The organism is Stenotrophomonas maltophilia group sp. P373, from assembly GCF_053295075.1.
The window spans coordinates 270,688-295,315 of the sequence record NZ_CM129994.1 but is presented as its reverse complement, the minus strand read 5'-3'; the positions used below and the strand labels follow the sequence as shown (position 1 = coordinate 295,315).

At 65.1% G+C, this 24,628-nt stretch carries 26 protein-coding genes; 3 read left to right on the top strand and 23 right to left on the bottom strand.

The annotated features are described in order from the left end of the window. Positions 1 to 6: 6 nt before the first annotated feature. Both ACSYHF_RS01320 and birA read right to left on the bottom strand, forming a co-directional pair. Positions 7 to 738 (bottom strand): type III pantothenate kinase, encoded by a 732-nt coding sequence (locus tag ACSYHF_RS01320; protein WP_447576024.1) that lies wholly within the window; start codon positions 736 to 738, stop codon positions 7 to 9. After that, a complete protein-coding gene (gene birA / locus ACSYHF_RS01315) occupies positions 735 to 1,703 on the bottom strand; it encodes a bifunctional biotin--[acetyl-CoA-carboxylase] ligase/biotin operon repressor BirA (protein ID WP_334271725.1) in 969 nt (322 codons plus the stop codon). Before birA ends, ACSYHF_RS01320 begins: the two co-directional genes overlap by 4 nt. A 144-nt stretch (positions 1,704 to 1,847) precedes the next feature. Here birA and ACSYHF_RS01310 point away from each other — a divergent pair, with 144 nt between their 5' ends. Together ACSYHF_RS01310 and ACSYHF_RS01305 are read left to right on the top strand one after the other, a co-directional pair. Then, positions 1,848 to 2,132 (top strand): hypothetical protein, encoded by a 285-nt coding sequence (locus ACSYHF_RS01310; protein ID WP_014645622.1) that lies wholly within the window; start codon positions 1,848 to 1,850, stop codon positions 2,130 to 2,132. Then, positions 2,099 to 2,890, top strand: a complete 792-nt coding sequence (locus ACSYHF_RS01305; protein WP_175421904.1) for a M90 family metallopeptidase — start codon at positions 2,099 to 2,101, stop codon at positions 2,888 to 2,890. Before ACSYHF_RS01310 ends, ACSYHF_RS01305 begins: the two co-directional genes overlap by 34 nt. Before the next feature lie 85 nt (positions 2,891 to 2,975). Here the strand turns inward: ACSYHF_RS01305 and ACSYHF_RS01300 are convergent, their stop codons facing one another. The 16 genes from ACSYHF_RS01300 to ACSYHF_RS01225 all read right to left on the bottom strand — a co-directional run bounded on the left by ACSYHF_RS01300 (position 2,976) and on the right by ACSYHF_RS01225 (position 19,050). Continuing rightward, the gene (locus ACSYHF_RS01300; RefSeq protein WP_053498753.1) at positions 2,976 to 4,400 is read right to left on the bottom strand and encodes an ATP-binding protein; all 1,425 of its coding nucleotides are present in this window, start codon (positions 4,398 to 4,400) and stop codon (positions 2,976 to 2,978) included. Positions 4,401 to 4,425: 25 nt separating this feature from the next. Then, complete coding sequence (locus ACSYHF_RS01295; RefSeq protein ID WP_004136763.1) at positions 4,426 to 5,109, bottom strand: response regulator transcription factor; 684 nt, start codon at positions 5,107 to 5,109, stop codon at positions 4,426 to 4,428. 73 nt (positions 5,110 to 5,182) lie between these two features. Beyond that, positions 5,183 to 5,557 carry a hypothetical protein gene (locus ACSYHF_RS01290; RefSeq protein ID WP_005420623.1) on the bottom strand — a complete coding sequence of 125 codons (375 nt, stop codon included), beginning with the start codon at positions 5,555 to 5,557 and terminating at the stop codon, positions 5,183 to 5,185. A 212-nt stretch (positions 5,558 to 5,769) separates the two neighbouring features. Further along, positions 5,770 to 6,801 (bottom strand): tRNA dihydrouridine(20/20a) synthase DusA, encoded by a 1,032-nt coding sequence (dusA, locus tag ACSYHF_RS01285; protein WP_188239501.1) that lies wholly within the window; start codon positions 6,799 to 6,801, stop codon positions 5,770 to 5,772. 94 nt (positions 6,802 to 6,895) lie between these two features. Further along, a complete protein-coding gene (locus ACSYHF_RS01280) occupies positions 6,896 to 7,219 on the bottom strand; it encodes an XVIPCD domain-containing protein (RefSeq protein WP_005420636.1) in 324 nt (107 codons plus the stop codon). Between the two features lie 28 nt (positions 7,220 to 7,247). Continuing rightward, positions 7,248 to 7,841 carry a lysozyme inhibitor LprI family protein gene (locus ACSYHF_RS01275; protein WP_447576023.1) on the bottom strand — a complete coding sequence of 198 codons (594 nt, stop codon included), beginning with the start codon at positions 7,839 to 7,841 and terminating at the stop codon, positions 7,248 to 7,250. A gap of 349 nt (positions 7,842 to 8,190) precedes the next feature. Next, complete coding sequence (locus tag ACSYHF_RS01270) at positions 8,191 to 8,802, bottom strand: lysozyme inhibitor LprI family protein (protein ID WP_162911608.1); 612 nt, start codon at positions 8,800 to 8,802, stop codon at positions 8,191 to 8,193. A gap of 421 nt (positions 8,803 to 9,223) precedes the next feature. Continuing rightward, positions 9,224 to 10,678, bottom strand: coding sequence for a SulP family inorganic anion transporter (locus ACSYHF_RS01265; RefSeq protein ID WP_197598776.1), 1,455 nt, complete (start codon positions 10,676 to 10,678; stop codon positions 9,224 to 9,226). A gap of 209 nt (positions 10,679 to 10,887) precedes the next feature. Further along, the gene (locus tag ACSYHF_RS01260; protein ID WP_329847858.1) at positions 10,888 to 11,598 is read right to left on the bottom strand and encodes a hypothetical protein; all 711 of its coding nucleotides are present in this window, start codon (positions 11,596 to 11,598) and stop codon (positions 10,888 to 10,890) included. Beyond that, positions 11,598 to 11,927, bottom strand: a complete 330-nt coding sequence (locus ACSYHF_RS01255) for a hypothetical protein (protein ID WP_069138062.1) — start codon at positions 11,925 to 11,927, stop codon at positions 11,598 to 11,600. The genes ACSYHF_RS01260 and ACSYHF_RS01255 overlap by 1 nt, the downstream gene beginning before the upstream one ends. Beyond that, positions 11,927 to 15,415, bottom strand: a complete 3,489-nt coding sequence (locus ACSYHF_RS01250) for a host specificity protein J (protein WP_447576022.1) — start codon at positions 15,413 to 15,415, stop codon at positions 11,927 to 11,929. The genes ACSYHF_RS01255 and ACSYHF_RS01250 overlap by 1 nt, the downstream gene beginning before the upstream one ends. After that, the gene (locus ACSYHF_RS01245; protein WP_087921215.1) at positions 15,412 to 16,014 is read right to left on the bottom strand and encodes a tail assembly protein; all 603 of its coding nucleotides are present in this window, start codon (positions 16,012 to 16,014) and stop codon (positions 15,412 to 15,414) included. Before ACSYHF_RS01245 ends, ACSYHF_RS01250 begins: the two co-directional genes overlap by 4 nt. Continuing rightward, entirely contained in the window at positions 16,007 to 16,747 is a 741-nt protein-coding gene (locus tag ACSYHF_RS01240; protein WP_111128890.1) for a C40 family peptidase, read from the bottom strand. The genes ACSYHF_RS01245 and ACSYHF_RS01240 overlap by 8 nt, the downstream gene beginning before the upstream one ends. Before the next feature lie 62 nt (positions 16,748 to 16,809). Next, positions 16,810 to 17,505: a phage minor tail protein L gene (locus ACSYHF_RS01235; protein ID WP_197598778.1), complete on the bottom strand. Its 696-nt coding sequence runs from the start codon at positions 17,503 to 17,505 to the stop codon at positions 16,810 to 16,812. Next, a complete protein-coding gene (locus ACSYHF_RS01230; protein WP_197598779.1) occupies positions 17,502 to 17,867 on the bottom strand; it encodes a hypothetical protein in 366 nt (121 codons plus the stop codon). Before ACSYHF_RS01230 ends, ACSYHF_RS01235 begins: the two co-directional genes overlap by 4 nt. A 76-nt stretch (positions 17,868 to 17,943) precedes the next feature. Further along, on the bottom strand, positions 17,944 to 19,050 hold the full coding sequence (locus tag ACSYHF_RS01225) for a hypothetical protein (RefSeq protein ID WP_197598780.1): 1,107 nt from the start codon (positions 19,048 to 19,050) through the stop codon (positions 17,944 to 17,946). A gap of 50 nt (positions 19,051 to 19,100) precedes the next feature. Here ACSYHF_RS01225 and ACSYHF_RS01220 point away from each other — a divergent pair, with 50 nt between their 5' ends. Beyond that, entirely contained in the window at positions 19,101 to 19,322 is a 222-nt protein-coding gene (locus ACSYHF_RS01220) for a hypothetical protein (protein WP_447576021.1), read from the top strand. A gap of 27 nt (positions 19,323 to 19,349) precedes the next feature. Here the strand turns inward: ACSYHF_RS01220 and ACSYHF_RS01215 are convergent, their stop codons facing one another. From ACSYHF_RS01215 to ACSYHF_RS01195, 5 genes are all read right to left on the bottom strand, one after another. Continuing rightward, a complete protein-coding gene (locus ACSYHF_RS01215; protein ID WP_447576020.1) occupies positions 19,350 to 20,486 on the bottom strand; it encodes a hypothetical protein in 1,137 nt (378 codons plus the stop codon). A 76-nt stretch (positions 20,487 to 20,562) separates the two neighbouring features. Then, entirely contained in the window at positions 20,563 to 21,717 is a 1,155-nt protein-coding gene (locus ACSYHF_RS01210) for a hypothetical protein (RefSeq protein WP_197598783.1), read from the bottom strand. Positions 21,718 to 21,750: 33 nt separating this feature from the next. After that, positions 21,751 to 22,902, bottom strand: a complete 1,152-nt coding sequence (locus tag ACSYHF_RS01205; RefSeq protein WP_197598784.1) for a hypothetical protein — start codon at positions 22,900 to 22,902, stop codon at positions 21,751 to 21,753. Positions 22,903 to 22,941: 39 nt separating this feature from the next. Further along, positions 22,942 to 23,271, bottom strand: a complete 330-nt coding sequence (locus tag ACSYHF_RS01200; RefSeq protein ID WP_069138072.1) for a phage tail protein — start codon at positions 23,269 to 23,271, stop codon at positions 22,942 to 22,944. Continuing rightward, on the bottom strand, positions 23,268 to 24,482 hold the full coding sequence (locus ACSYHF_RS01195; RefSeq protein ID WP_447576019.1) for a phage tail tape measure C-terminal domain-containing protein: 1,215 nt from the start codon (positions 24,480 to 24,482) through the stop codon (positions 23,268 to 23,270). Before ACSYHF_RS01195 ends, ACSYHF_RS01200 begins: the two co-directional genes overlap by 4 nt. Positions 24,483 to 24,628 lie beyond the last annotated feature (146 nt).

The window sequence follows — 24,628 nt, the reverse complement described above, 5'->3', positions numbered from 1 at the left end:
CGGATACTAGCGCGCGGGCTGGTGCACCGCCCAGCGGGCGAGGCCATCCAGCACCAGCGAGGGGTGGTGATCGGCAGCGGGCAGCAACGGCATCAGCGCCGCTGCGCCGCCACCGTGCACCAGCAGCGACGGTGCCACGCCCAGCAGCATGTGCGCGTGCTGTGCGCTGCGTTCAACCAGCGCCACCGCAGCGCCATCGCAGCCGGAGGCCAGCGCGTCGGCGGTGTCGTTGGCGAACTCGCTGTAGCCGCCACCGGTCGCGGGCAGCTGCACGGCGCGGGCGTGCAGCGCTTCACGCATGGTGGTGGGCGATGCGGAAATGCGGCCACCGTGGTGCTGGCCGTCCGCGTCGAGCAGGTCAATCGTCAGCGCGGTGCCCACGCCGACCACCAGCACCGGGCGCTGTGCCTTTGCGGCAGCCAGCAGGGCCAGGAAGCGGTCGACGCCGAACTTTTCCGGCCTGGCATAGGCAATGCGCACACCGGCGCATTCGGCGCTGGTGCGCACCACGTGCACGTTTTCGAAGCGGCGCTGCAGCTGGTCCAGCATCGCGCTGGTCAGCGACGGTGCCGCCACGCTGGCCACGAACGCGGTGCGGCCGCTGGGCAGGCTGTGCGGCGGCTGCCCGGCCATGCCTTCGGCACCATGCGCCCAGGCCTGTACGTCACCGGCACGGTCACCCTGCAACGGCGCGAACTTGAAGCGCGAGTTGCCGAGGTCGAACAACCAATCGCTCATGCCGCCCTCACGCTGACTTCGCCGGCGTGCAGCAGGCGTTCCTGGCCATCGATGCGTACGCGCAATGCGCCGTCATCGGCCAGGCCAAGCGCAGTACCGTGCTGCCACTGCCCGTCCAGTTCCACGCGCACTTCGCGGCCGGCCAGCATGTCGAAGGCAGCGTAGCGCGGCAGGAACGGAGCGAGGCCTTCGCGATCGAATTCTTCCAGCGCCGGCAGCAGGCGCGCCAGCACGGCAGCAACCACCCCATTGCGGTCCACCGGCTTGCCGGCCAACGTGTCCAGGTCCACCCACGGCTGGGCGATCTGCTCGCCGAACGACGGCGGCATGTGGGTGTTGATGCCGATGCCGATCACCGCGCGCGCCGGGCCGGCGTATTCGCCACCGCCCTCGGCAAGCAGGCCGACCAGCTTGCGCTTGCCATCGACGATCAGGTCGTTCGGCCACTTCAACTGCGCTTGGGTGTAGCCCAGGTCGTGCAGCGCTTCGGCCACGGCAATGCCGGCCACCAGGCTCAACCCGGCCAGGCGGCCCAGGCCGCCGGAGTACAGGCGCATCACCGACAGGTAGATATGTGCGGCCAACGGCGAGGCCCAGGTGCGGCCACGACGGCCGCGGCCACCGGTCTGGCGTTCGGCCAGCAGCACGCTGACCCCGCGCTGGGGCGCGCTGCACCGCAGCAATTCAGCATTGGTGGAGTCCACCGTCCAGGCCACCTGCAGGTCGTGCAGCAGGGCCTGGGCATCGGCGGGCAGGCTGGCGCGGATCGCCGCCGGGTCCAGCAGGTCGACCGGGCGGGTCAGGCCATAGCCCTCGCCAGCACGGCCCTCGATGTCCACACCTGCGGCCCTAAGCCCTTGAATACGCTTCCAAATAGCCGCCCGGGTCTGGCCCAGCTCTCGGGCCAGGGCGTCGCCGGACAGGCGACCGGCAGCGAGTTTGGCCAGCAATTGGCGATCGTCCACGGCAGCTTCCACGAAGTCAGGCAGGAATTATGCGGGAAAGCCGCCAGCGACGCCTGCCACGCTGGGTTCCGCAGGGGCTTCCAACGGGGCGCCGGGTTCGGGCTAGAATCGGGAACTCACCCTCCCTTAACGTGGATGTCGTCAATGCGCCGTTATGCCCATTGCCTGATCCTGCTGATGATGCCCTTCGCGGCGTCTGCAACGGCAGCGCTGGACGACAGCCGGGGCGCCTGCGTGTCCTCCAACGGTGATGCCGCCTCGCAGCGCGCGCCGACCGCGACCGCCTCGGCTGCGACCACCAAGCCGGCACCGGTACGCCCTGCGGCCAGCAGTGCCACCAGCACCGGGGGCGGCGGCAGCGACGACGACGTGCTGCAGCGCATCCGTGCGCCGAAGTGGCACAGCTACCTGCCGGGAATGTTCCGCTGATCAAGTCGTTGCTGCAGTGGCTGCGGCCCTCGCCGCGGCCGATCGACGATGCGCTTTGGGAAGACGCCTGCCGCCGTGCGGCCTGGCTGCACGGCCTGGACGACGAACGCCGCGCGCGACTGCGCGTGCTGGCCACGCGCTTCCTGCATGAGAAGACCATTACCCCTGTCGGTGAACTGCAACTGCAGGCTGGCGATGGCGTGCTGCTGGCCGCACTGTGCTGCCTGCCGCTGCTGGAATTCGGTGAAGTGGGGCTGGAAGGCTGGTCGCAGCTGATCGTCTACCCGGATGCGTTCCGCGTGCACCGCAGCCACATGGATGCGGCCGGCGTGTTGCACGAGTGGGATGACGAGCTGATCGGCGAGTCGTGGGACAGTGGTCCGTTGATCCTGTCCTGGGCCGATGTGCAGGCCGACCTGGCCGCGCCGCACGACGGCTACTGCGTGGCGGTACATGAGATGGTGCACAAGCTCGATGCACTGGATGGTGCGATGGACGGCACACCGCCGCTGCCGCGGCAATGGCAGCGCGAGTGGGCGGCCACGTTCCAGCGCGCCTACGACGCCTTCTGTGCGCAGGTGGACGCAGATGAAGAGACGCTGATCGATCCGTATGCGGCCGAGGCGCCGGAAGAGTTCTTCGCGGTAGCCAGCGAGTACCACTTCTCGGCACCGGATCTGCTGCAGCAGGCGTTGCCCGAGGTCGCCGCGCAGCTGCGGCGGTTCTATGGCGAGCCGCCGAAGATCGAAATGCCGTAGTGCCGGCCGCTGGCCGGCAACCTCATGATCTTCGATGGCATTGCTTGGTTGCCGGCCAGCGGCCGGTACTACCGATCAACGAGGTTTACGGCCCCGGCGGCAAGCGCACTTCGAAGCGGGCGCCACCCAGTTCGGCTGAACGGCCCACGGTCAGTTCGCCGCGGTAGTCCTTGATCAGGTCCTGCACGATCGACAGGCCGATGCCGTGGCCCTGCACGCGCTCGTCGCCACGCACGCCACGCTGCAGCACCTTGCCGATGTCGTCAGGGGCGATGCCCGGGCCATCATCGTCCACCGCCAGCAGCAGGCCGGCACGGCGCGCGTTCGGCGCCGGCAGCGGCTGCGCGGTCAACAGCACGCGGCGGTTGGCCCACTTGAAGGCGTTCTCCAGCAGGTTGCCGAGCAGTTCCTGCAGGTCGCCCGGTTCGCCGTGGAAGCGTGCGGCCGGGTCGATATCGAATTCGCACAGCACGCCCTTGGCGGCGTAGACCTTTTCCAGGCCACGCACGATTTCCTCGGCGTTGGACTCGATCGGCAGCGGCGCGGAGAACAGCTTGTGGCCCGACGAGGCCGCGCGTGCCAGCTGGTACGAAACCAGGTTGTTCATGCGCTGCAGCTGCACGTCCAGTTCTTCGCGCAGCGCACCGTCGCCGGCGCCGCTGTCCATCTGCGTGCGCAGTACCGCGATCGGCGTTTTCAGGCTGTGCGCCAGGTCGGCCAGGGTGTTGCGCTGGCGCTCGAGGTTCTCTCGCTCGCTTTCGATGAAGGCGTTGATGCTGTCGGTCAGCGGTTCCAGCTCGCGCGGGTGGCGCTCGCTCATGCGCTCGGTCTCGCCGCGCTGCACCTTGGTCAGCTCGGTGATCACCCGGCGCAACGGGCGCAGGCTCCACTGCAGGATGACGGTCTGCAGCAGCAGCAGGATCAGGCCGATGCCGCCCAGGTAGAACCAGACGCGGCCACGGAACACGCGCAGCTGCGCACCCAGCGCGCGCGAGTCTTCCATCACGTAGATGGTGTACGGGAATTCAGTGGCGGGGTCGGCGTCGGCGCCCCACACCAGGCCCAGGCCATAGCGGTACACCGAGCCCTGGCTGCCATCGATCTGGATCATCGGCAGCGGGCCTTCGAACACTTCCTGGCGCGGCGCCAGCAGGCCGCCGCCCACGGTGGGCAGCATGGGCCCTTCGGCGGACATCGAATTGCCCTTGCCGTGCGGCATCACCACCTGCAGGTACAGGCCACTGCCGGGTACGTCGAAGCGTGAATCCGGCGGCTGCTCGCGGATGTACAGCGAGCGGTCGCGGGTGAAGTCGATGCCGGCCGCGTAGGAGGTGGCGTAGTTCTTCAGGCGCTCACGCAGGTTCGCCTTCGCCGTATCGGCGAAGGCGGCGTCGAGCGCGTAGCCGGCCAGCGCCAGGAACGCCACCAGGCCCACGGACGCGGCGAGCATCTGGCGCGCCTGCAGTGAGCGCGGCCGCCAGCGTCGGAAGAACCACAGACGGCCGGACATCGTGTTATCGCCAGGGTGAGCCGGCTCAGCCCTCGTTGCGCGGGATCGCGAAACGGTAGCCGCGACCGCGCACGGTCTCGATCGGCTTCAGTTCGCCATCCGGGTCCAGCTTCTTGCGCAGGCGGCCGATGAAGACCTCCAGCACGTTGGAGTCGCGGTCGAAGTCCTGCTGGTAGATGTGTTCGGTGAGGTCGGCCTTGGAGACCAGTTCACCGGCATGCATCATCAGGTACTCCAGCACCTTGTACTCGTAGCTGGTCAGGTCGACATTGCTGCCGGCCACGCTGACCGTCTGGGCAGCAAGGTCCAGGGCGACCGGGCCGCATTCCAGGGTCGGCTTGCTCCAGCCGGCGGCGCGGCGCAGCAGCGCGTTGACGCGGGCCAGCAGCTCTTCGACGTGGAACGGCTTGACCAGGTAATCGTCGGCGCCCTGCTTCAGGCCCTCGACCTTGTCCTGCCAGCTCGAACGCGCGGTCAGGATCAGTACCGGGAACTTCTTGCCTTCGTCACGCAGGGCCTTGATCAGCTCCATGCCCGACATCTTGGGCAGGCCGAGGTCGATGATGCCGACATCGAACGGAACTTCGCGCCCCATGTAGAGGCCTTCCTCGCCGTCCTGCGCAGCATCGACGGCAAAGCCTTCGCGCTTGAGCCGGGCTGCCAGGGTCTCACGCAGCGGGGCTTCGTCTTCGACCAGAAGGATACGCATGAACTCTCCCTAGTGTCCTGGGTGTGGCCCGGAGGCCTGTGGGGTACGGGTTGATAGCGACGACTATCCCTGTTCAGGGGTTATCGCCGCGTAGTGATGACATATCCGACCGCGGCGTGCGCGGCTGTGAACGCGACGGGGCGGGGTCGTCCATGTAGCGGACCCGGCCCCGGTCGTCCATGTACTTCACCCGGTTGATATCACGACCATCGAACGGCACGCGCTCGGCGCCGAGGATGTGGCCGCCGGTGCTGCGCTGCACGCGGCGCACGGCGTCGGACAGCGAGCGCTCGTCGCCACGGTTGCCACGCTCTCCCCGATCCATCATTTCCGCCCGTGCCTGCTCGCCGCGCGGTGGCTGTTGCGCCAGCGCCGACGACAGCGGCGCAGCCGACAGCACCACGCAGGTGGCCAGGGCAATGCGGCAATGGAAGGGAGCGGAAGACATCGATGCGATCCTAGCCGAGCACGGCGATTCGTTCAAAAGTCGTAAATCCGGGAGCCGGGTGCGGGACCCGGCCTTTACAATTCCTTTGCAAATTCTTGGTTTGGGGCAGTGAATCCGGTCTGAACTTTTCCGGCCGCAGCCCTGCGATGTTCAGCTAGGTGAACATTCGGGACGAATCGCCGTCCCTTGTCAAGTCAGGAATGTGACTGCGGTCACGCTGCGGCACGATCGGCTTCGCGCTCAGTGACCGACAGGGCCTGCTCGACCAGGCTCCAGTCGGCGCCCGGGCGGTGCGCGCCCTCGCTCAGCACCTGGCGGAACGCGCGGCCACCGGGCTGGCCGTGGAACAGGCCGAGCAGGTGGCGGGTGATGTGCTTCAGCGCCAGGCCTTCGCCCAGGCGCGCTTCCACGTAGGGACGCAGCGTGCGCAGCAGGTCGCCACGGGCCTGCAGCGGGGCGCCGGTCTGCAGCGCCTCCAGCTGATGCAGCAGGTAGGGGTCGTGGTAGGCCGCGCGGCCCAGCATCACGCCATCGACGTGCGCGGCCTGCGCCTGTACCGCCTCGATGGTGGCCAGGCCGCCATTGAGCACCACCGGCAGCGCCGGGCGCTCCTGCTTCAGGCGGTAGGCCCAGTCGTACTTCAGTGGCGGAACCTCGCGGTTCTCCTTCGGCGACAGGCCCTTCAGCCACGCGTTGCGCGCATGCACCACCACCATTGCGGCACCGGCGGCGACCTGGCGGTCGACGAAGGCGGCGAACACGTCATAGTCGTTGTCCTCGTCCACGCCCAAGCGGCACTTCACCGTCACCGGGATCCCGATCGCGTCGACCATCGCCGCCACGCAGTCGGCTACCAGCGCCGGCTCGCGCATCAGGCAGGCGCCGAAACGCCCCGCCTGCACGCGGTCGGACGGACAGCCGCAGTTGAGGTTGACCTCGTCGTAGCCCCACTCCGCGGCGATGCGCGCGGCCTGCGCCAGCAGCGCCGGGTCGCTGCCGCCCAGCTGCAGCGCCAGCGGCTGCTCGCTGCGGTCGAAGCCGAGCAGGCGCTCGCGGTCGCCGTGGATGACCGCGTTGGCGTGCACCATTTCCGTGTACAGGCGCGCACCCGGCGCCAGCACGCGGTGGAACACGCGGCAATGGCGGTCGGTCCAGTCCATCATGGGGGCCACGGACAGGCGCAGGGAATCGGCGTAACGGGCGGTGGCGGACGTCATCGGGGTGTTGATCGCGGAGACTGGCATTGCCAGTGAGATCAATAGTTTACACCGGACGGCCGAATGGCGGCGGGTGGCGCCGGGACTGGCCGCTCGACCGGCCCCGGGGTCGCCGCGTGGCCTACAACCCGCGGTTGCGCATCTGTTCCTGCTGCTGCTCCTGCGCACGCTGGTTGAACTGGCTGTCCAGCGCTTCGCTTTGCCGGCTGCTGGCCTCGACCGAGTGCGATACCGCCTGCTGGCGGTCGACGAAGGTCCGCTGCGCCGCCGGGTCGCCCAGCTCGCCCTGCACCGCAAACAGACCGGTGCCGTCGGGGCGGGCCACGACATGGTCGATCTGGCGCATCCCGGACACCTTGCTTTCATAGGCCAACTGGCCGGCCGCACGCTCGGCCTCCTGCGGGTTGTCGAACAGTGGCTTCAGCCCGGCCTGGGCGCGCTGCATCCATCGTCCTGTACTCCTATGCGCGGAACTACTTCGAGGTCAGTGCCTGCAGCACATCGGCACGGTTGGCAGTGCGATTGATCCGGCAGGACTGCGCGTCCAGCATCTGCCCCTGCCCGTCTTCGGCAGGGTTCCAGCAGCAGTAGCGATTGGTATCGGACATGTAGGCGGCCTGCTCGTCCATCAGCCTGTCCTTGTCCTTGCCATCGGGGCCGTCGACGATCTTCATGAAGGCCTGCTCGAGTCGCTGCTCCTGCCAGGCAAGCTCCTCATCGCCGCACGCCTGCAGTGCCGGTGTCTCGCCGCCGCTGGACTTCACGCACGTGGCGTATTGCGGCCGCAGCGTCGCCTTGTTGTAGGAATCATCCGGGCGCCGCGGCGGCATGTCCTGGTCATCGCCATCGGCCGCCGTCGTGGCAGGTGCGGCACGTGCAGGCTCTGCAGTGGCGGGCGGCGATGCAGTGGCCGGCGCGGCGGCCGCGGGGGCAGCTGCCGTATACGCCTCCGGGCTCTTGGCCTGGCATGCCGCCAGGCTGAGGCCAAAGACCAGCGCAAGGGCGATGGCACCAACCTTGCCGAACGTTTCACGGGGGGCCGCTGGAAGGTGGTTCGTTCCCTGCATTGCTTGCATCTCCTTGGCATCCAGGCGCGTGGCCGGTCAACGCGGGGCCGTCCATCGGCCCCATCAGGAAACGCATGCTACGCGAGCGTGGATTTCAGATGCCTGACTGGATTCGGAATGCGTGCACCTTGTCCCAACTGCAATCTGCACGGCGCAACGTCCTCGCGATCGCGTTCGCGAATTCGTATGTTGAGGTCGCTCACATGATACCCAACACTCACGAACCTCAACGAAACTGCCGTCTCAAGAACATCTTGAAGACTTGATCGCAGTCAATTCCGTTGCGCTGCCAGCAGACGGGCTTTCGGATCGGCGTCGAGGCCCCCTGCAATGCCGGCATCGAGGCTCGTCATCGCGCCAGCACGCCCTTCTGCAGTTCCGCCACACGGTTGGCATAACGATTGATGAAGCACAACTGTGCATCCAACGCCGGGCCCACGCTGTCAGTGGCCTGGCTGCACTTTTTGTCCGTCTCTGCGACCCAGTTGGCCTGCTCGTCCATCCAGCGGTCCTTGGCCGGGCCGTCGGCGCCGTCCATCAGTCGCGCGACCTGTGCTTCCAGCAGCGCCTTGTGGTGGGCGAGCTCGGCCGTATCGCAGGCTTCCAGCTGGTCGTCCATGCCGCGGGCGTCTTGCACGCAACGGGTGTATTCCGGACGCAGCGTTGCCTGGGTATACGAGGTATCCGGCGGCGCGCTCTGCGCCAGCAACTGGTCGGCACGGTTGGCAACACGGTACAGGCGGCATTCCTGCGCGCCCTGCAGCTGCTGCACGCTGCCATTGGGAACATCGCGGCAATAACGGTCTGTATCGCTGCGCCAGCTCGCCTGGCTGGCCTGGAACGCCGTCTGGGCAGCGGCGTCGAGCCCGGCCAGCGCCTTGCTGGCCGCCGCTTCGAGACGCGCTTGCTGGTAGGCGAGTTCGTCCTTGCCGCAGGCCTGGAGCTTGCCTGCATCTTCCACCCCATCCACACACCAGCCATAGGCTGGGCGCAGCGTACCTTCGCTATAGGACGTATCCGGGTACCGCGGAGAATCTGCGGATGCCGGGCCGGGAGGAGCTGCCGGCGATGCTGCGGCGATCGACACGGGCGCAGCCGTATCGGCCGCTGCCTGGGAAGAAGGCGCTTGGCATGCGGTGAGCGCCAGGCACAGGGCCAACACCTTCCAGCACCCACGGCCGACGCCGACCCGTTCGTTGCGCCCGAGCGCGTCCATTGCCTGCATTGCCTGTTTCTCCCTTGCGTGTCGCCAGCGGGTGCCGGCAGGAAGGGGCCGTCCATCGACCCCCATCACGCGGGCAATGCTACGACGGCGCCGGTTTCAGGTGCCTGACCGGATTCAGAATGCGTGCACCTCGTCGCAGAAGCAGGACGCGTAAGCCTCAATGCCCGCCCGCGCGCCCGCCCACCAGCTCGACCAGCGTCTGGCTGGCCGCATTGAGTCCCACCACCGTCACCTCCGCCCCATGCGCAGCCAGCTTTTCCTGCGCACGTTCCAGCGCGGCCACTGCGGTCAGGTCCCAGAGGTGGGCGTCACGCAGGTCGATCTGCACCTTCGGCGCCACGTGCTGGTAGTCAAAGGCGGCGCCCAGCTGGCCAGCGGACGCAAAGAAAACCTGCCCGCGTACGCGGTAGACCTGCGTGTCTGCGGCATCCTCGCGCTGCACATCCAGCATGCGGCCGACCTTGCGGGCGAAGAACAGCGCCGACAGCAGCACGCCACTGAGCACGCCCTTGGCCAGGTCGTGGGTGGCCACGGTGACCACTACGGTCAGCAACATCACGGCCGAGGAACTGCGCGGATGCGTGCGCAGGTCGCGCAGCGAGCGCCAGCTGAAAGTGCCGATGCTGACCATGATCATCACCGCCACCAGCGCGGCCATCGGGATCTGCCGCACCAGGTCGCTGCCGTACACCACCAGCACCAGCAGCAGCACGCCGGCCACCAGGCAGGACAGGCGGCCGCGGCCACCAGACGTCACGTTGATGACCGACTGGCCGATCATCGCGCAGCCGGCCATGCCGCCGAGGAAACCGGTGACCGTGTTGGCCACGCCCTGGCCAACGCACTCGCGGTTGCGCTCGCTGGGCGTCTCGGTGATGTCCTCGACGATCTGCAGGGTCATCATCGATTCGAGCAAGCCGACCACGGCCAGCGTGGCCGACACCGGCAGCAGGATGCGCAGCGTTTCCCAGCTGAGCGGTACATCGGGGATGAGGAACTGCGGTAGGCTGTCCGGCAGCTGGCCCATGTCGCCAACACTGCGCACGTCCACGCCAAAGCCGATCACTACGGCGGTGAGCACGACGATTGCCACCAGCGGCGAAGGCACAGCGCGGGTGAGGCGCGGCAGCAGGTAGATGATCGCCAGCGCGGCGGCACACAGCACGTAGACGGTGGGGCCGTGGCCGATCAGTTCCGGCATCTGCGCCAGGAAGATCAGGATCGCCAGCGCGTTGACGAAGCCGGTGATGACCGAGCGCGAGACGAATCGCATCAGCGACCCAAGCTTGAACACACCGGCCAGCACCTGCAGCAGGCCGGCCAGGATGCTGGCGGCGAACAGGTACTGCAGGCCATGGTCCTTGACCAGGTCGACCATCACCAGCGCCATTGCACCGGTGGCGGCGGAGATCATGCCCGGCCGGCCGCCAGCGATGGCGGTGACCACCGCGATGGAAAACGCGGCGTACAGGCCGACCTTGGGGTCAACGCCGGCGATGAGCGAGAAGGCGATGGCCTCGGGAATCAGGGCCAGGGCGACGACCATGCCGGACAGCAGATCACCACGGATGTTGCCGAGCCATTGCTGGCGCAGGGGGTAGGACGTTTGCATGGAAAAACTCCGCGCGCACGCGGGCGTGGCCGCATGGCGCTGCAGTGGAAAGACGCGGGTTCCTGAGCCGGGCGGGCCGGCTACCGATGGGCGGCAAGGGTCAGGGTGGCGTGATCACTGCAGTGCGGGCGTCGAGGAGCTTGAGAGGGGCGCAGTCTACGGGAAGCGGCCGGGCGGCTCAAATGGCCGGCCGCGTCGGTAATCTCCCCTCAGTAAGTGTAAGCCGCAAGGACGAAGCTTGGCAGACGCGAGGCGAACGTCTGGTAAGACGCACCACTGAGGGAACGCTGGCGATTGGCAGCCCGCCGGGTGAAGTTGACTCGCATCTGCGATGCATTCGGCGTACTGATGGCTGCCGAGTAGCGCATGTTGGTACGGATGGTGGGGTTGCCGCTGGGCATCGCGTAGACGTCGTGACAGAGTCCGATGTCCGAGAGCAGGTAGGCAAGATTGCTCCCTGGACCATTGATCAGATCGCCCGTGAGAATGTTCTCGTTCGACATTTCGCTGGCAAGTGGTGGCCGGGCCCCGGTCATATCGACCAGGCCTGCCATGCGCAGTGGACGACTGCTCATGTCCCACTGCAGCGAGCCATCAGCGTTGTATACCTGCATGCCAGTATTGCTACTGGGAACCGCATGTCCCCATGCCCACCATTCGAAGCTGGTGGTGCCCTGGGCCATGTTCCAGCTGAAACCTGCAGTGCCGGTGGAAATCCGCGTGGAGCCGCCATTGCACCGGATGAACACCAGGTACGGCACACTCTGCGCCGGAAGGCTGACAGAACCGCTTTGTCCCAGCGGCGAAGTATTACTGCCAATGGTCTCCACACCCTTCCCTGCCGCAAAGAAGGCAAGTGCATGTGCGTTGACCAGAACGGGAACACCACTGTCGTTGGTCACTTCAAGGCCGACGGTCATCAGAAACTCCCGTAGAAGAGATAGGCATTGGGATTGGTGGTCGTCATGAAGGTGAAACTGAGCGTGAGATAGTCCCCATCAGCGGCACCCGCTTTGTTGAAGGTGATGAATGCCATGTTCGGTGCGGAGAACTGGTTTCCATTCATGTCCTGCCAGCTGTCCCAGAACGTGCTGGGCAGGATCGCAAACGGCTGTCCCATGCCCGCCATGCCCACGTAGATGCTGGAACTGCTGCTGACGTGCATCTCACCCATTACTTTGCCGGCGCGATCATTGGTGTCGAACCACATCTGCCCGTCCGGGCCGAATATCTGCATACCGGTTGCCATTACCAGATCCCCATGCGGACGCGGACGCGGCCGTTGCTGTCGTAAACTTGGATGACACTGTCATTGATGGTCAGGCGGCCGCCGTTCTCTGGGCCGTTCATCGTCAACGTGCCGTTCTTGTCGAGCCTCCAACGCGGCTGCCCGCCGGCGCCGATCGCGTTGGATTGGATCACATCGCCGATCATGGCGTTCTGGATCCAACCGTTGCCGATCAGTGCCTGGCTGATGAAGGTCTGCCCGCCCTGCACCACGAAGGGCGCACTGACCTGGCCGCTGTTGGTGTTCAACAACGCGAAGCGATCAGCCTGCATCAGGATCTGACTCTGATAGCTGCCATCAGGCTGCTGCTCGACACCCAGACCCATGCCGGCCATGTAGATCTGTCCGGCACTGTTGATCTGCGCCTTGACCGTATAGGTCGCGCTGACCTTGCCATCCAGGTTGACCACCGCCTGCGAGACCTGCTGGACCGCAGCACTGACACCCTCGATCTTGCCGGGTACACCCTCGATGGACGCTTCGACCGTATCCACACGTTTGGCCAGTGCCGCGTCCTTCTCAGCCATCACGCTGTAGACGGTGATGGCACCGGCGCTGACATCGTTCTCGCCGACGTTGTAGTCCTCCTCACCGGCAGTGTGGTCGCTGACCTGGGCGAACAGGCCATCGACCTTCTGCCCCTGCGCGGCCACCTTGCCATCAACGTCGGTAACGTCCATTTCCAGCTGATCGACACGGCCGACGATGGCGCCCGCCTCGGCGATGGCGTCGCCGATATTCTTCCAGTGGCTGCCCGGCGGCGTTTCATTGCCTGCAGCAGCGCCCTGCCAGCTCCAGATCCTGCCGTCGTGGATGACGGATTGCCCTGGGCTGTAGGTTGCCTCGGCATCCCAGACCAGCGGCAGCACTTGGGTGACGCGCTCGATCTTGCCCCTCAGCAGTTGGCCCAACGCGCTTTCGTTGATGCGGCCGGCAAAGTAGGCGTCGTAGTCATCCGGGTTGCTGCTCGACTCACCCATCACCCCGGCTTGCGCCGGATACCACCGGCCGATATTGCCACTTCGGTCCACCAGCCGTCCCCAGAACCAGAAGCGCGCGCCAGCGGCCAGGCCGTTCATCTGGTGCTGGGCCTGCGGGTAGGCGAAGTCGCCCAGCTTGATCGCGCTCTCGCGATTGGGGCCGGTGCTGTACCAGAGTTCGGTCCGTTCGGTATCGGTCGCACCTGCGGGGAAGCCCCAGGACAGTGCGATGCCGAAGGGGCGGGTAGTGCTGGTCAACGATGCCAGCGACGGGGGCGGCGTCGTCTTGCCTTCAATGGTGGTGAGCGCACTGAGCGTCGGCTGCGACACCGCGCCCAGCGCATTGACCGCTCTTACGCGGGCCAGATACTCGCCCGCATAGACGCCACGCACTTCCAGGCTCTGCGTCCCGACGCGACCGGCGCGGACCCAGTTGAGGTCACCACGGCGCCATTCCACGTCATAGCCGATCGCCTTGTCTGCGGCATCCCACTCGATGGTGAGCACGGACGTGGCGATGCCCTGGTCCACCACCACATGCGAGGCCATCCGCACATTGGCCGGTGCCGGCTGCACGCTGGGCGGAATGATGCTGATCGGCGGCTGCTCCAGGCGCGTGCCATCGTCGATGGCCGCGTACTTGCCCGGCACGTGCTTGAGTGCCGTGATCTGGTAGGTCAGGTCCTCGCCTTCGCTGATCGACAGCACGCGATAGTGCTGCAGGGCCAGCTCCGGCGATTCCAATGCCCATACCGATTGCGCCACCGGTACTGCCGACCACGGCGCGGTGACGGTCACCGTCTCGCCATCCACCGACTGCACCGTGCGTGCTTCGGTCTGCCCGCTGGGCAGGGTGGCGCGCAGGGTGTCACCGGCCGCGATCTGCTCCGGCACGCGATCCAGCACCAGGCTGCGCGTACCCGCACTGCGGATGCGACCCGCATTGCGGCGACCGGCGCGGTTCGGGTCGGCCACCTGGATCACATCGCCAGGCATGCAGCCCAGCGCGTCCAGGCCCACCGAGAAGCTGATGGTCTCGGTTTCCAGCATCTCGGTATGCAGGATGTGGTTGCCCACGCGCTGCGCCTGCGAACGCGAGTGGCAGCCCACCGCCGTCACTTCGGTCTGGTTGATGCCGTAGCGGGCCACGCCGGGCAAGTGCTGCACCACTTCAACCTTCTGGCGACCGAAGTCGTCCGGATCGATCCACGACACCAGCGCCACCGTGTGCCGCGCTGTGCGGCTGCTGCCGGCATAGTGGAAGCGCCCTTCGATGACGTTGGCCTGGCTGTAGGTCAGTACCGGGTCCTTGGGCATGTCGGCCGAGGCCATCACCTGCCCCGCCGCATAGAAGCTGATGCCGCGGAACATGGTGGCGATGTCCTGCAACACGCGATAGGCCTCGGCGCGGGTCTGCAGATACAGGCTGCAGGTGAAGCGCGGCTCCTTTCCGCCCTGGCCATCGCTGACCAGTTCATCGCAATAGCGCGCGATCTGGTAGAGCCGCCACTTGTCCACCCAGTCCAGCGGTACACGATGGCCCAGGCCGAAGCGATCGTTGGTGACGATGTCGAAGAACACCCAGGCCGGGTTGTTGGTCCACCCGCTCTTGAAGGTGCCGTCCCAGACGCCGCTGTAGAGACGGCTGAGTGGATCGTAATTGGAGGGGATGCGCACGATGCGCCCCCACAGCTGGTAGGACCGGGTGGGAATGTTCTGGAACTGGCTGGCGTCGACCTGCACCGCCGCCAGCGCACAGTTCGGATAGCGCAGCTTGGCATCGATGATCTCGGTCATCGACAGCACGTTGATGGTATCGGCGATGGTGCTGCTGTTGGCGTTGGCGGTCAGCCGGCGGATGCGCACCTGCCACTGGTTGCCGGCAGGCAGATCGATGCGGCGGCTGCGCTCGTACTGTGTGGTGGTCTTGCCACTGAAGGCATCGGTCAGCACCGTGCTGAACGGGCCGCCGTCGGTGGACAGATCCACCGCGTACATGATCCGGTAGCCCTCAGTGTCACCGTTCTGAGTGTTGGTCTTCTGCAATGCCGGCACCGCGAAGCGGATACGGACGGCCGACAGGTCGGCACCGGATACGGTGCGTACCACCGGCGCATCGCTGCGCAGCTCGACATTGACTCCGACTTCGTTCTCGATGGAAGGGAAGCCACTGATGTGCTCCTGGTCCTGGGTACCGGAACGCGTCTGCACGTCCACGCCCGAGAAGTTCAGCGTGCCGTCCGGATTCTCGATCGGCACCTGGTCCAGGTAGATCGACTGCTTGCCGGCGACCAGGCCACGGATCTCGCCTTCGCTGGCGAGGTCGATGATGCGGGCCACCGCCATCGAGTGCAGGCTGTCGGCGGTTTCGACCGGGGTTCGGGCGTTGCTCGCGCCCTTCTTGGCGCCCGCCAGTACTGGCGCAACTGCACCGCGCGTGCGCGGCGTGGAATGAGTGATCTGATTCAAAACTGGTCCTCCGCCAGGATGCCGCCGCTGATCACGGCCGAGCCGATGAACATGCCCTTGCTGTCATGGCCGCCATAGGCAACCGGCACGGGGTTGCCTTGCGCCTGCGTGTTGACGGTGCCGTTCATGCTGTAGCTGGGTGCGTTTTCGGGCGTGTCCTTGGCGCCCAGGCCTTTTGGCTGGGGGGAGAGCATCTGCACGACACCGCCAGCAACCATGCCAATACCCGACGTCATGACTCCCGCGCCGCTCCCTGGTGCGTAAGCATTCATGACGGCACCGATGACAATCAGCACGACGCCCATGATCGTCTGCAGTACGCCGCCCCGCTTGCTCCCCACCATCACCGGCGCAATACGGATGTCATCCTGTCCCGGCGGGTCGTGCAGCTGATCCCGCGACAGGTTCTGCCGGCCGTTGAACACGGCAAATTCCATGCCCTTGGCCTTTGCGCCCATCAGGTACTGCTGGAAGCCAGGCAGCATCGTGCACAGCGCATGCACGGCCTCGGCCGGGCTGTTCACCGCCAGCCGGAACCTGCGCCCGAAGCGGGCACCCAGCTTGCCGTACAAGCGGATCGTACGAAGACGGTCAGTCATGGCGCACCTCGCGATGACGCACGATGCAACGGGTGCGCTCGGCCCACATGCCGCCGTACGGCACGGTCTCGGACAGGCGGCCATGCAGGTGATGCAGCATCTGCCCGTCGCCGAGGTAGATGCCCGCGTGGTTGGTGACCGGCGAGCGGATCTGCATCAGGATCATGTCGCCCCGCTGCGGCTCGCCCTCGATCAGGTCGAAACCCTCGGCGTGCAGCCGTTCAAGGCTGTACAGGTCCTGGCCGTGGCTCCACCAGTCGTCCTGGCGTTCGTACTCGGACAGCGGAATGCCCAGTTCGCGTGCATGGAAATCGCGGACCAGGCTGTAGCAGTCCAGCACGCCGTGGGCAAACTGGCGGCCGACCAGCGGTGCCGCATAGCCCGAGGGATGCAGCGTCTGCAGGTCACCGCACAGCGGCGCCTCGCCGGCCACCTGGCCGACGCTGACGATGTGCCAGGTCAGCCCGCTGCGCTCGCACATGACCCGGTCTGCATCCGATGGCGTTGCGGCAGCATCGGGATGGCTGTGGACCAGGGCCAGCACCTCGCCCTTGTCCTCGGCCACGGCATAGTCCTCAGCCGGCAGGCGGAAATGCTCGCTGGGCGTGGCTGCCACGTTGCGGCAGGGAAGATAGCGTTCGTGGCCTTCAATGGCCACGATCAGCCCGCAGCATTCGCGCGGGTACTCGGCCACGGCGTGCGCCTGGATGGCCTGCAGGGTTGTCGGTTGCATGTTTCACCCATGAAAAAGGCCCGCGCGGGCGGGCCTGGAAAGTGGAATCGGGAAGGGGCCGATCAGGAGCGCAGCAGGCCCGCGGCGGGGAAGCCGCCATAGGGCAGCGGCTTGTCCTGGCCGAAGCGCAGCTTGCAACTGCGTACCCGGCCTCCGCATTGGTCACGTGCCGGGTCGTCAGTGGCGACGTCGTCGCTGTCGGCCACTGCGGGACCGTTGTAGCCGCAGTACGCGCCTCGATAGCCGCCACGCACCAGCCAGCCGCACATGCCGGCGATGATCTGCCTGCCCGGCAGCTGCTGGCCATTGAGATCGATCGCGGTGGTCAGCTCGAACTCGACCATCTGCTTGTCTTCGCCGATCTTGCGTTCGATGAACCAGACTTCATCGGGAAAATGCTCGCCAGGATCTGCGCTGGGATTGCCTTCCTCGAAGTTGGAGGCGTCCAGGTACTTGGCCAGCGTCTGCCGGCGGATGATGCGGGCGCCCACCAGGTCATCGAACAGCAGGCACATGGCGGTGATGCGTCCATCGATGTTGCTCACGCGCAGGCGTGGATTCGGCGGTTGGTCGCTGGTGCGTTCAAAGCCGCTGGCCTCGATCGGCCAGGGGCCATATTCCTGGCCCTGCCACCAGATGAGGCCACTCTGCAGATGTGCGTGGAAGAAGAGCTTGTCGGCGCCGAAACTGCTGGCGTCGAGTTCATAGACGGTGATGCGGCCACCCGGCTCAAGCTGCTGGGCATCGGCGGTGATCATGGGGTGTGCTCCTGTTTCGGCAAATCGAACATGTTGGGTTGCGGGAGCGCTGCACGAACCTGCTCCCAGGTCTCAATGTCTGCAGGCCAATCCTCGCCAAGCCCCTCGAGGGCGACACTGACTGCGTCGCGCCAGGCGATCATGTGGGTGGCATTCTTCGCGTAGCGGGGGACCGTGCTGTTGATGTAGCTGCAGCAGTTCTCGATGCTGTCGTGGCCGAGACGAAGTGCATAGGGCGTCATCCAATCCCATGCCAGGGAGCGCAGCAACTGATAACGCGCAGACGAAGTCATACTTAGCAATGACTCAGCAGGAGCCGCGATGTTCCCGGCCGCCAGCCACTCCTTGTAGAGGGGCCACATCCGGTGCCCTCTCGGTATGAAGGTGGATGACTCCGTGCACCTGACAATGTCTGGATTTCCTGTCAGTTGATACATTTCAGATCTCCGCGTCCGATGTCCAGTGCCACCACATCCCCCACGCGCCGCTGTTGTTGCTGCCATAGAGTGAGAAGCCCGATTGAGAGGCGTCTTCGACCACACCGTTGATATCGGCGTTGTTGTTCTGACAGATTTTTCCTGCCGCGCCAGACTCTGATGAGTAGAGCGTGACCGCCGCCGACGTGCGCTTGGGAACACGGTACTGCTGGTAGAAGAAGTTCAGGGCGTTCGCTGCGATGGACTGCGCTACGCAACTTCGCCCTTGTCGGGTAACAGTCCCTGGAGTGATGGCGACGGGATAGCTCTTCTCGAAGTAGCGTTGGCAGAGCATCAGTTCGATCGTGTCCGGTCGCACTTCGTACTCTGTTGGTACAGCCCCACGCTCCAGCTGCATGCAGGTCAGGGAGAACGAGCCTGATTGCCCGACCAGTTGTGCGCTGTAGGCCGCCGGCGCGCTGAAATCCACGATGACATGGAGCTTGCTGTCGGGTCCGACTACTTTCCCTTGAATGCTTGGCAGATCAGCCGTGAACTGGCGTAGCGACGAGGCCGTTCCAATCTCCTGGACACCGGCATAGATCGTCACATCCGGAGACCCGCCCTTTCCAAAGGATTGGATGAAGCGCACACCGATCTTTCTTCCGGGTGACGCCGCCCACGCCTGCATGCTGAGAGTGACCGTTGATCCCGAGAGCGTCTGCACACCCTCTACCGGCTGCGTGCAGAAGGCTTCGGTGGCTGCGGTCGCGCCGGAAACATCGCAGTTCATGTAGTGGGTAGCTCCGAATGCCGGCGTTGCAAATGCCTGTTGGCTTGCTTTGATCTGGCCCGCTCCGATGCACACGATCTGATACCTGTCTGGAACGTAGATTGCGAGCGGAGCCGTCACGGTTTTGCTGGCACCGCGCTGCCAGAAGCGGAAGTCGCCATTGATCAACACGTTACGTCCGCCCATCCTGCCGGTGAGCCCCGCTAGTGTGGATACAGCCTGGCCGAGCCCGTCGTAGACCTCTGCAAAGTTCGCATTGATCTTGGTGAATGCCGGACGCTGCGTTTCACCCCGCTTGCCGTTCGCTTGAACGGTATCGAGGTCGATGATTTTCATTGCCATTCTTGCTCCCCTGGCTCCAGCCACCTTCGCTGATTCAGCGCGACGTGTCCTTTGCCGATGTAGAAATTGTTCGCGAATCAGGTTCCGACGTCGGAGAAGCTGCTGATGCGCTCGGATTCGGGAGCGACGCAGGACGATGCGCTCGACGGATTCCCTTGGACGGCATCGAATCCGATGCTGAAGAAGAGGCGCTTGGCTTCATGCAGCACGATGACGTGGTGCCCGGATCGCAGCGAGGTATTGCTGGTGAAGCAGACGCGGTTTGACGCCTGCGGAGGTGCGGTTGTCATGACTCAGAGCTCCGCATCGGCCTGGACCAGTACCTGCGAGGTGGTCGACCAAACCACCACCGCGCCCGAGAGCTGCATGTTGTTCGGCATCGAGGCGATGACCGCCGCGTCGACGGTGGACTGCCAGCTGGGTGCTCCGCCGTCGAAATTGATCAGGTTGCCGGCATTGCCGAAGCCCACCAGGTTCAGCGCGGTGGACGGGGAAGAAATTCTCGGTGCGACCCGCTTGCGCACCTTGAACGGAATGCATGCACGCGTGTCGCCGTTGGCGGTGTAGGTGATGCCGATGATCCGGTTCACATCCACCGTCTCGTAGTAGCGCTGGCACAGCAGCAGTTCCAGTGCCTCGGGCCTGCGATCGAAGTCGGTGGCGGTGTCGCTCTCTTCGATCTGCACTTCGGCCAGCTGCACGCTACCACTCTTCTGCCCGGCGGCGAACGCGCGCCCGCCAAAATCGGCACCTGCATCCAGCCAGAAGCTCAGCTGCAGGTAGCTGTCCGGGCCCAGCGTCTTGCCGGCGAGGCCGGGAACATCCATGGTGACCTGGTGCCATCGCCACAGGGTATCGAGTACGACCGACGCGCCGATGCTGTCGCGCGCGCTAGACCCACCGGTGCCATGGGACTGCTGCAGCTCCACGCCGACGCGGAAGTCATCCACCGAGGCGCGTGCCTTGAAGCTGATGGTGACAGTGCGCCCGGCCAGGGTCCGGACGTCCTCGATACGCTGTTGGACCAGTGCCATGTTGCCGGCACCGGCCACGCTCTGCACGTCCAGCCGGAGCAGATGGCGCGATCCGGCCAGCAGGCGCCCTGCCTGACCGCCGCCTGCCGGTATGTCTTCGCGTGTGACGGCTACTTTGGTGCCGATGGCGTTGGCCAGCCAGCGATCGGCGATGTAGCGCGGGCCCGTGGCTGCAGGGAACACTGCACCGCGCTGCCAGAGCCGGAAGTCGCCGTTGATGAGCCTGTTGCGGCCTGCCATTCGGCCATCTAGCCCATCCACCGCAGTCTGGACGGCATCCAACCCCCCATACACTTCGGCGAAGTTGTCGTTGATCTTGGTGAATGCCGGCCGCTGGGTTTCACCCCGTTTACCGTTCGCCTGAATCGTATCCAGGTCGATGATCTTTCTGCTCATTGAACTTTCCTTTCCGAATCAGCAAAGCCTGGCCACAGGTGGTTGCGGCGCCAGTGGAAGGCTCCATACGAGATACTCAGTAGATCTCTGCATCCGCGGTCCAGTGGAACCAGCCACCCCAGCGGCCTGGGGCATTACCCCAGGCCACTTCGAAGACGTTCGTCGCAATTGTGGGGATCGATGCGGGCGTTCGGCTGCTGTCGTCCTGATTGACGTATCCGGGTTCGACCACATTGTTGTTGGGCCTGACGACAATCGTTGGTGTCACCCGTTTTCGCGTCTTGAAGGGAACCGACAAGTAGCTGGTTGCACCGGTAGCGGCCGAGTTACCCCAGCTGTAGCGACCGCTGTTGGTCGGAGTTCCAGGAACGACGTCGTTGTCATAGGACTTTTCGTAATAGCGCTGGCATAGCTGCAGCTCGTAGGCCAGGGGGCGGAGGTCGAATGCCGTTGCCCGGTTGCCGCGCTCCAACTGCATCATCGCGATGCCAAACTCTCCGTTCTGGCCGGAGATGACACCGCCATAGGCGTCCGCGCACAGATCCACTACCAGCCACAGGAAATCGCTGTCGGCATTGCTGCCCAGCGTCTTCCCTTTCACCGATGGCAGTCGCGCACTGAGCTGGAAATAGGTCCAGGACGTGGCGGTGACCGCTACGGTTCCCAGCTCCACACTGACCGCGGCGGACGGCGAACCACCGGTGCCAAAATGCTGAATGAGACGAACACCGATGCGTTTTCCTGGCGGACCATAGGCGAAGCCCGAAACCGTCACCTCGCCGTCGGACAGCGTTGCCGCGCTCTCGACCTTCTGTGCAACGTAGGCGCTGCTACCTGCGCTGGTCTTGGAGACAACGCTGTTGAGGAAACGGCGCGATTCCGGCGCGGCACCGCCGGCAGGCAGATTGGCCCCGCGATTTGCGGTATGCGTGCAGCCCAGCGCTGCCACGGTCCAACGATCGGCCACATAGATCTCGCCGCCCTGGGTGGTTCCGGTGGTGGCCCGCTGCCAGAAATCGAAGTTGCCGTTGATCAGGCGATTCCTGCCTGGAATTACGGTCTGAAGAGCGCGCTCCAGTGAATCCACACGCTGTCCGATCGTGGTCACGCCATCCAGCGCCCCATAGACCTCGGCGAAGTTGTCGTTGATCTTGGTAAATGCCGGGCGCTGCGTTTCGCCCCGCATTCCGTTCGGTTGAACGGAATCGAGGTCGATGATTCTTCTCGTCATTGCTGTCGTCCTGTAAGTTCCGGGCGCGCCCCATCACAGCTCGGCTTCGGCCCACCAATGCCACCAGCCGCCCCAACGGCCCGGATTATTGGTCCAGCTGACTTCGTAGCCTGAAGGCGAGGCGTAGTTGACCAGGCAGGGAACGCGGGAGATGTTGTCTTCCGCGATGTGTCCGTCCTGCTGGATGTTGTCGGCCGAGATGATCATCACGTAAGGATGGGTACGCTTGGGTGCATGGAATCGCACACTCTGGTAATGCGCCATTCCCGGTGAATTGATCGAGAATGCCTCGCGCCCTTCGTTGTGCGCGGTGTTGGGCACGATGTCGAGGTTGTAGCTCTTCTCGTAGTAGCGCTGGCACAGCGCCAGTTCCACACCCGGCGGGCGCCAGTCGAAGCGCGTCGCTGCGCGACCGGATTCGACCTGGAACTGGGTGAATCCGAACGAACCGTTCTGCGCCACCAGCTCGCCCTTCTGGCCGGTACCGCACAGGTCGAACACCACGTAGAGGTGGTCGTTGCCATTGCTGCCGAGCACCTTTCCTCGGGTGCTCGGCAACGTCACTGTGATGCTGTGACGTTTGGCGGTCGTCCCCAGCGTGAGCACGCCGGCCTCCAGCATCACCTGCGGCGAGGGTGAGCCGCCTGTTCCGAAATCCTGGATGACACGCACGCCGACGCTGCGGCCTGGTGCATCACTGTTGGCCCATACCGAGATCGTGATGTCACCGCTTGCACTGCGGACACCTTCGATCTTCTGCCCCATCCAGGCGCCACTTCTGGCAATGGCCTCGGATACGGTGCAGACCAGGATCGACTGGGTATCTTCCGGAAAGCCGGCCTGCCCATCGTACGCCACGCGCTGTACGTCGTGGTTGCAGACCAGCGCCGAGTTCGTGAAGCGGTCGGCGAAGAATTTCTCCGCTCCCAACGTTCCGGCTCCCTGGCCAACGCGACCGGACGTGCGACGCTGCCAGAACTGCAGGGCACCATTGATGAGCAGATTCCTGCCTGGAACGCGGTCGGTGATGGCATTCGCCACGGTTTCCGGAATCTTCGCGACCTCGGTCAAGGTGTCGTAGACCTCGGCGAAGTTCTCGTTGATCTTGGTAAACGCCGGGCGCTGTGTTTCACCCCGCTTTCCGTTCGGTTGAACGGAATCGAGGTCGATGATCTGTCGCGACATTTCTGCTGTTTCCTTGTGGTTCGAGATCCATGCTCATGCCTACGCCTGGAAGGTCTGCTCGAACGTGGCGGTGATGGTCGATACCTGGCCGCCGAGATGGCTGTCGGTGTAGGAATCACACATGTAAAGCCCCTGCCCCAATGGTCCCTTCCACAGGAAGCTGCGGCCGGCATGACCATCCAGGAACGCCACGATCTCGTTGATCGTCCTGCGGTTGCCGACGAACTGCAGTTGGTAACTGCGCGAGGTGACATTCAGGCCATCGGCAGCGGCCTGCGCATAGCCATCACCGAACTTCGCGCGCTTCACGGCGGCAGTGGTGGTACCGGTGCTCTGGCTGGTTGCCGGCCAGGTGAATGTGTCGGTCATTGCATGGCACTCCTGCTGAGCACACCACCTGCCTTCAGGTCACGACTCTGCAGCTCGCGGTACTTGCGTTCCACAAACTGGCCGATCTCGTTGCCGAACTGCTGCAGCATGCTTTCGTTGGTGGTGACTTCCTTGCCACCGTTGTTGTCGATGCGGATGCTGACTCCCACTCCGCCACCACCACCGCCGCCGTGCGCGGCCACACCGAGACGACCGTCCGGCCCGCGCCGCAGCGGCATGATTGCTTCCGGTCCCGCTTCGCCGAATACGCCGGCGCCCTTGGCGAAGGCGAACAGCTGCGGGGTGTTGTAGACACCGCCGGAGTAGGCCGACAAGCTGGGCGACTGATAGACGCCACCGTTCGCGTTGGCCTCCACCCCCGTGCCATAGCCGAACAGGCCCGCGATCTTTTTGACGCCCCAGACGATTGCCTGCTGGATGGCGATCATCTTGAGATCGGCGATGATCGACTTGGCCAGATCCTTGTAGTTGGACTTGCCCGTCTTCACGAAGCTCTGCAGTGCCGCCTCGGCGCCGGTGAACGCCTTGGAAAAGGCATCCTGGGTAGACTTGGCGGAATTCTCGGTCTTTTCCATGTACTCGCCGAGCGCGCTGCCGAAGCCCTTGCGGAACCCCGAAAGTCCCGTGGTGCCCTTAGTGTCCTTGGCGTCTTTGGTTTCGCCCGCCTTGGCATCACCGGCCTTGGCATCCCTGGGAGTCGATACAGCTGCAGCCGCCGCCGCATCCGTCGCTGCGTCCTTGGGCGTCAGGTCCACCCCCATCAAGCCGGCGATCTTCCTCGCTCCCCAGACCAGCGCCTGCTGTGCGGCGATCATCTTCAGGTCGGACAGGATGGACTGGGCCAGTTCCTTGTACTTGGACTTGCCGGTGGTCACGAAGCTGCGCAAGGCTTCGTCGGCACCGGTGAACGCCTTGTCGAACGCCTTCTTGGCCGCCGTGGCGGTGTTTTCGGTCTTGCCGACATAGTCGCCGAGCGCGCCGCCCAAGCCCTTGCGGATGCCCGCCAGGCCCATGTCGTCCTGTTGGGCCTTCTCTTCCTTCTTTGCAGCCTTGCCAGCGTCCGCGCCAGCTGGAGTTGCACCCGCCTTCGCCGCCGCCTGCAGCTGCGTGTTCAATGCAGTCAGCTGCGTGGACAGTGCGGTGACCAATGAGGCGCTGGTGGTCAGCACGGCATTGAATGCCTGCTGCACCGTGTTGATCTTCTCCAGCTGCCGCTGGAACTCCTGTGTACTGCCGGTCATTTCGGTCATGCCGCGCCTTGCTGCCTGCATGGCCGTTTCCAATGCGTTGCTGGTCTCCACGGTGACCCGTGTGCTGCCAGGCGATGTAGTGCTCA

Coding starts and splice junctions, on each gene's coding strand:
- ACSYHF_RS01260 (WP_329847858.1), bottom strand. CDS start 11,598: ATGACCGTCGGCCTTGAAGTGACCAACGACAGTGGTGTTCCCGTTCTG.
- ACSYHF_RS01240 (WP_111128890.1), bottom strand. CDS start 16,747: ATGCAACCGACAACCCTGCAGGCCATCCAGGCGCACGCCGTGGCCGAG.
- ACSYHF_RS01310 (WP_014645622.1), top strand. CDS start 1,848: ATGCGCCGTTATGCCCATTGCCTGATCCTGCTGATGATGCCCTTCGCG.
- ACSYHF_RS01275 (WP_447576023.1), bottom strand. CDS start 7,841: ATGCAGGGAACGAACCACCTTCCAGCGGCCCCCCGTGAAACGTTCGGC.
- ACSYHF_RS01245 (WP_087921215.1), bottom strand. CDS start 16,014: ATGACTGACCGTCTTCGTACGATCCGCTTGTACGGCAAGCTGGGTGCC.
- ACSYHF_RS01295 (WP_004136763.1), bottom strand. CDS start 5,109: ATGCGTATCCTTCTGGTCGAAGACGAAGCCCCGCTGCGTGAGACCCTG.
- ACSYHF_RS01255 (WP_069138062.1), bottom strand. CDS start 11,927: ATGGCAACCGGTATGCAGATATTCGGCCCGGACGGGCAGATGTGGTTC.
- ACSYHF_RS01225 (WP_197598780.1), bottom strand. CDS start 19,050: ATGAAAATCATCGACCTCGATACCGTTCAAGCGAACGGCAAGCGGGGT.
- ACSYHF_RS01230 (WP_197598779.1), bottom strand. CDS start 17,867: ATGTGGCCCCTCTACAAGGAGTGGCTGGCGGCCGGGAACATCGCGGCT.
- ACSYHF_RS01210 (WP_197598783.1), bottom strand. CDS start 21,717: ATGACGAGAAGAATCATCGACCTCGATTCCGTTCAACCGAACGGAATG.
- ACSYHF_RS01290 (WP_005420623.1), bottom strand. CDS start 5,557: ATGTCTTCCGCTCCCTTCCATTGCCGCATTGCCCTGGCCACCTGCGTG.
- ACSYHF_RS01300 (WP_053498753.1), bottom strand. CDS start 4,400: ATGTCCGGCCGTCTGTGGTTCTTCCGACGCTGGCGGCCGCGCTCACTG.
- ACSYHF_RS01200 (WP_069138072.1), bottom strand. CDS start 23,271: ATGACCGACACATTCACCTGGCCGGCAACCAGCCAGAGCACCGGTACC.
- ACSYHF_RS01205 (WP_197598784.1), bottom strand. CDS start 22,902: ATGTCGCGACAGATCATCGACCTCGATTCCGTTCAACCGAACGGAAAG.
- ACSYHF_RS01265 (WP_197598776.1), bottom strand. CDS start 10,678: ATGCAAACGTCCTACCCCCTGCGCCAGCAATGGCTCGGCAACATCCGT.
- ACSYHF_RS01235 (WP_197598778.1), bottom strand. CDS start 17,505: ATGATCACCGCCGATGCCCAGCAGCTTGAGCCGGGTGGCCGCATCACC.
- ACSYHF_RS01215 (WP_447576020.1), bottom strand. CDS start 20,486: ATGAGCAGAAAGATCATCGACCTGGATACGATTCAGGCGAACGGTAAA.
- dusA (WP_188239501.1), bottom strand. CDS start 6,801: ATGCCAGTCTCCGCGATCAACACCCCGATGACGTCCGCCACCGCCCGT.
- ACSYHF_RS01320 (WP_447576024.1), bottom strand. CDS start 738: ATGAGCGATTGGTTGTTCGACCTCGGCAACTCGCGCTTCAAGTTCGCG.
- ACSYHF_RS01280 (WP_005420636.1), bottom strand. CDS start 7,219: ATGCAGCGCGCCCAGGCCGGGCTGAAGCCACTGTTCGACAACCCGCAG.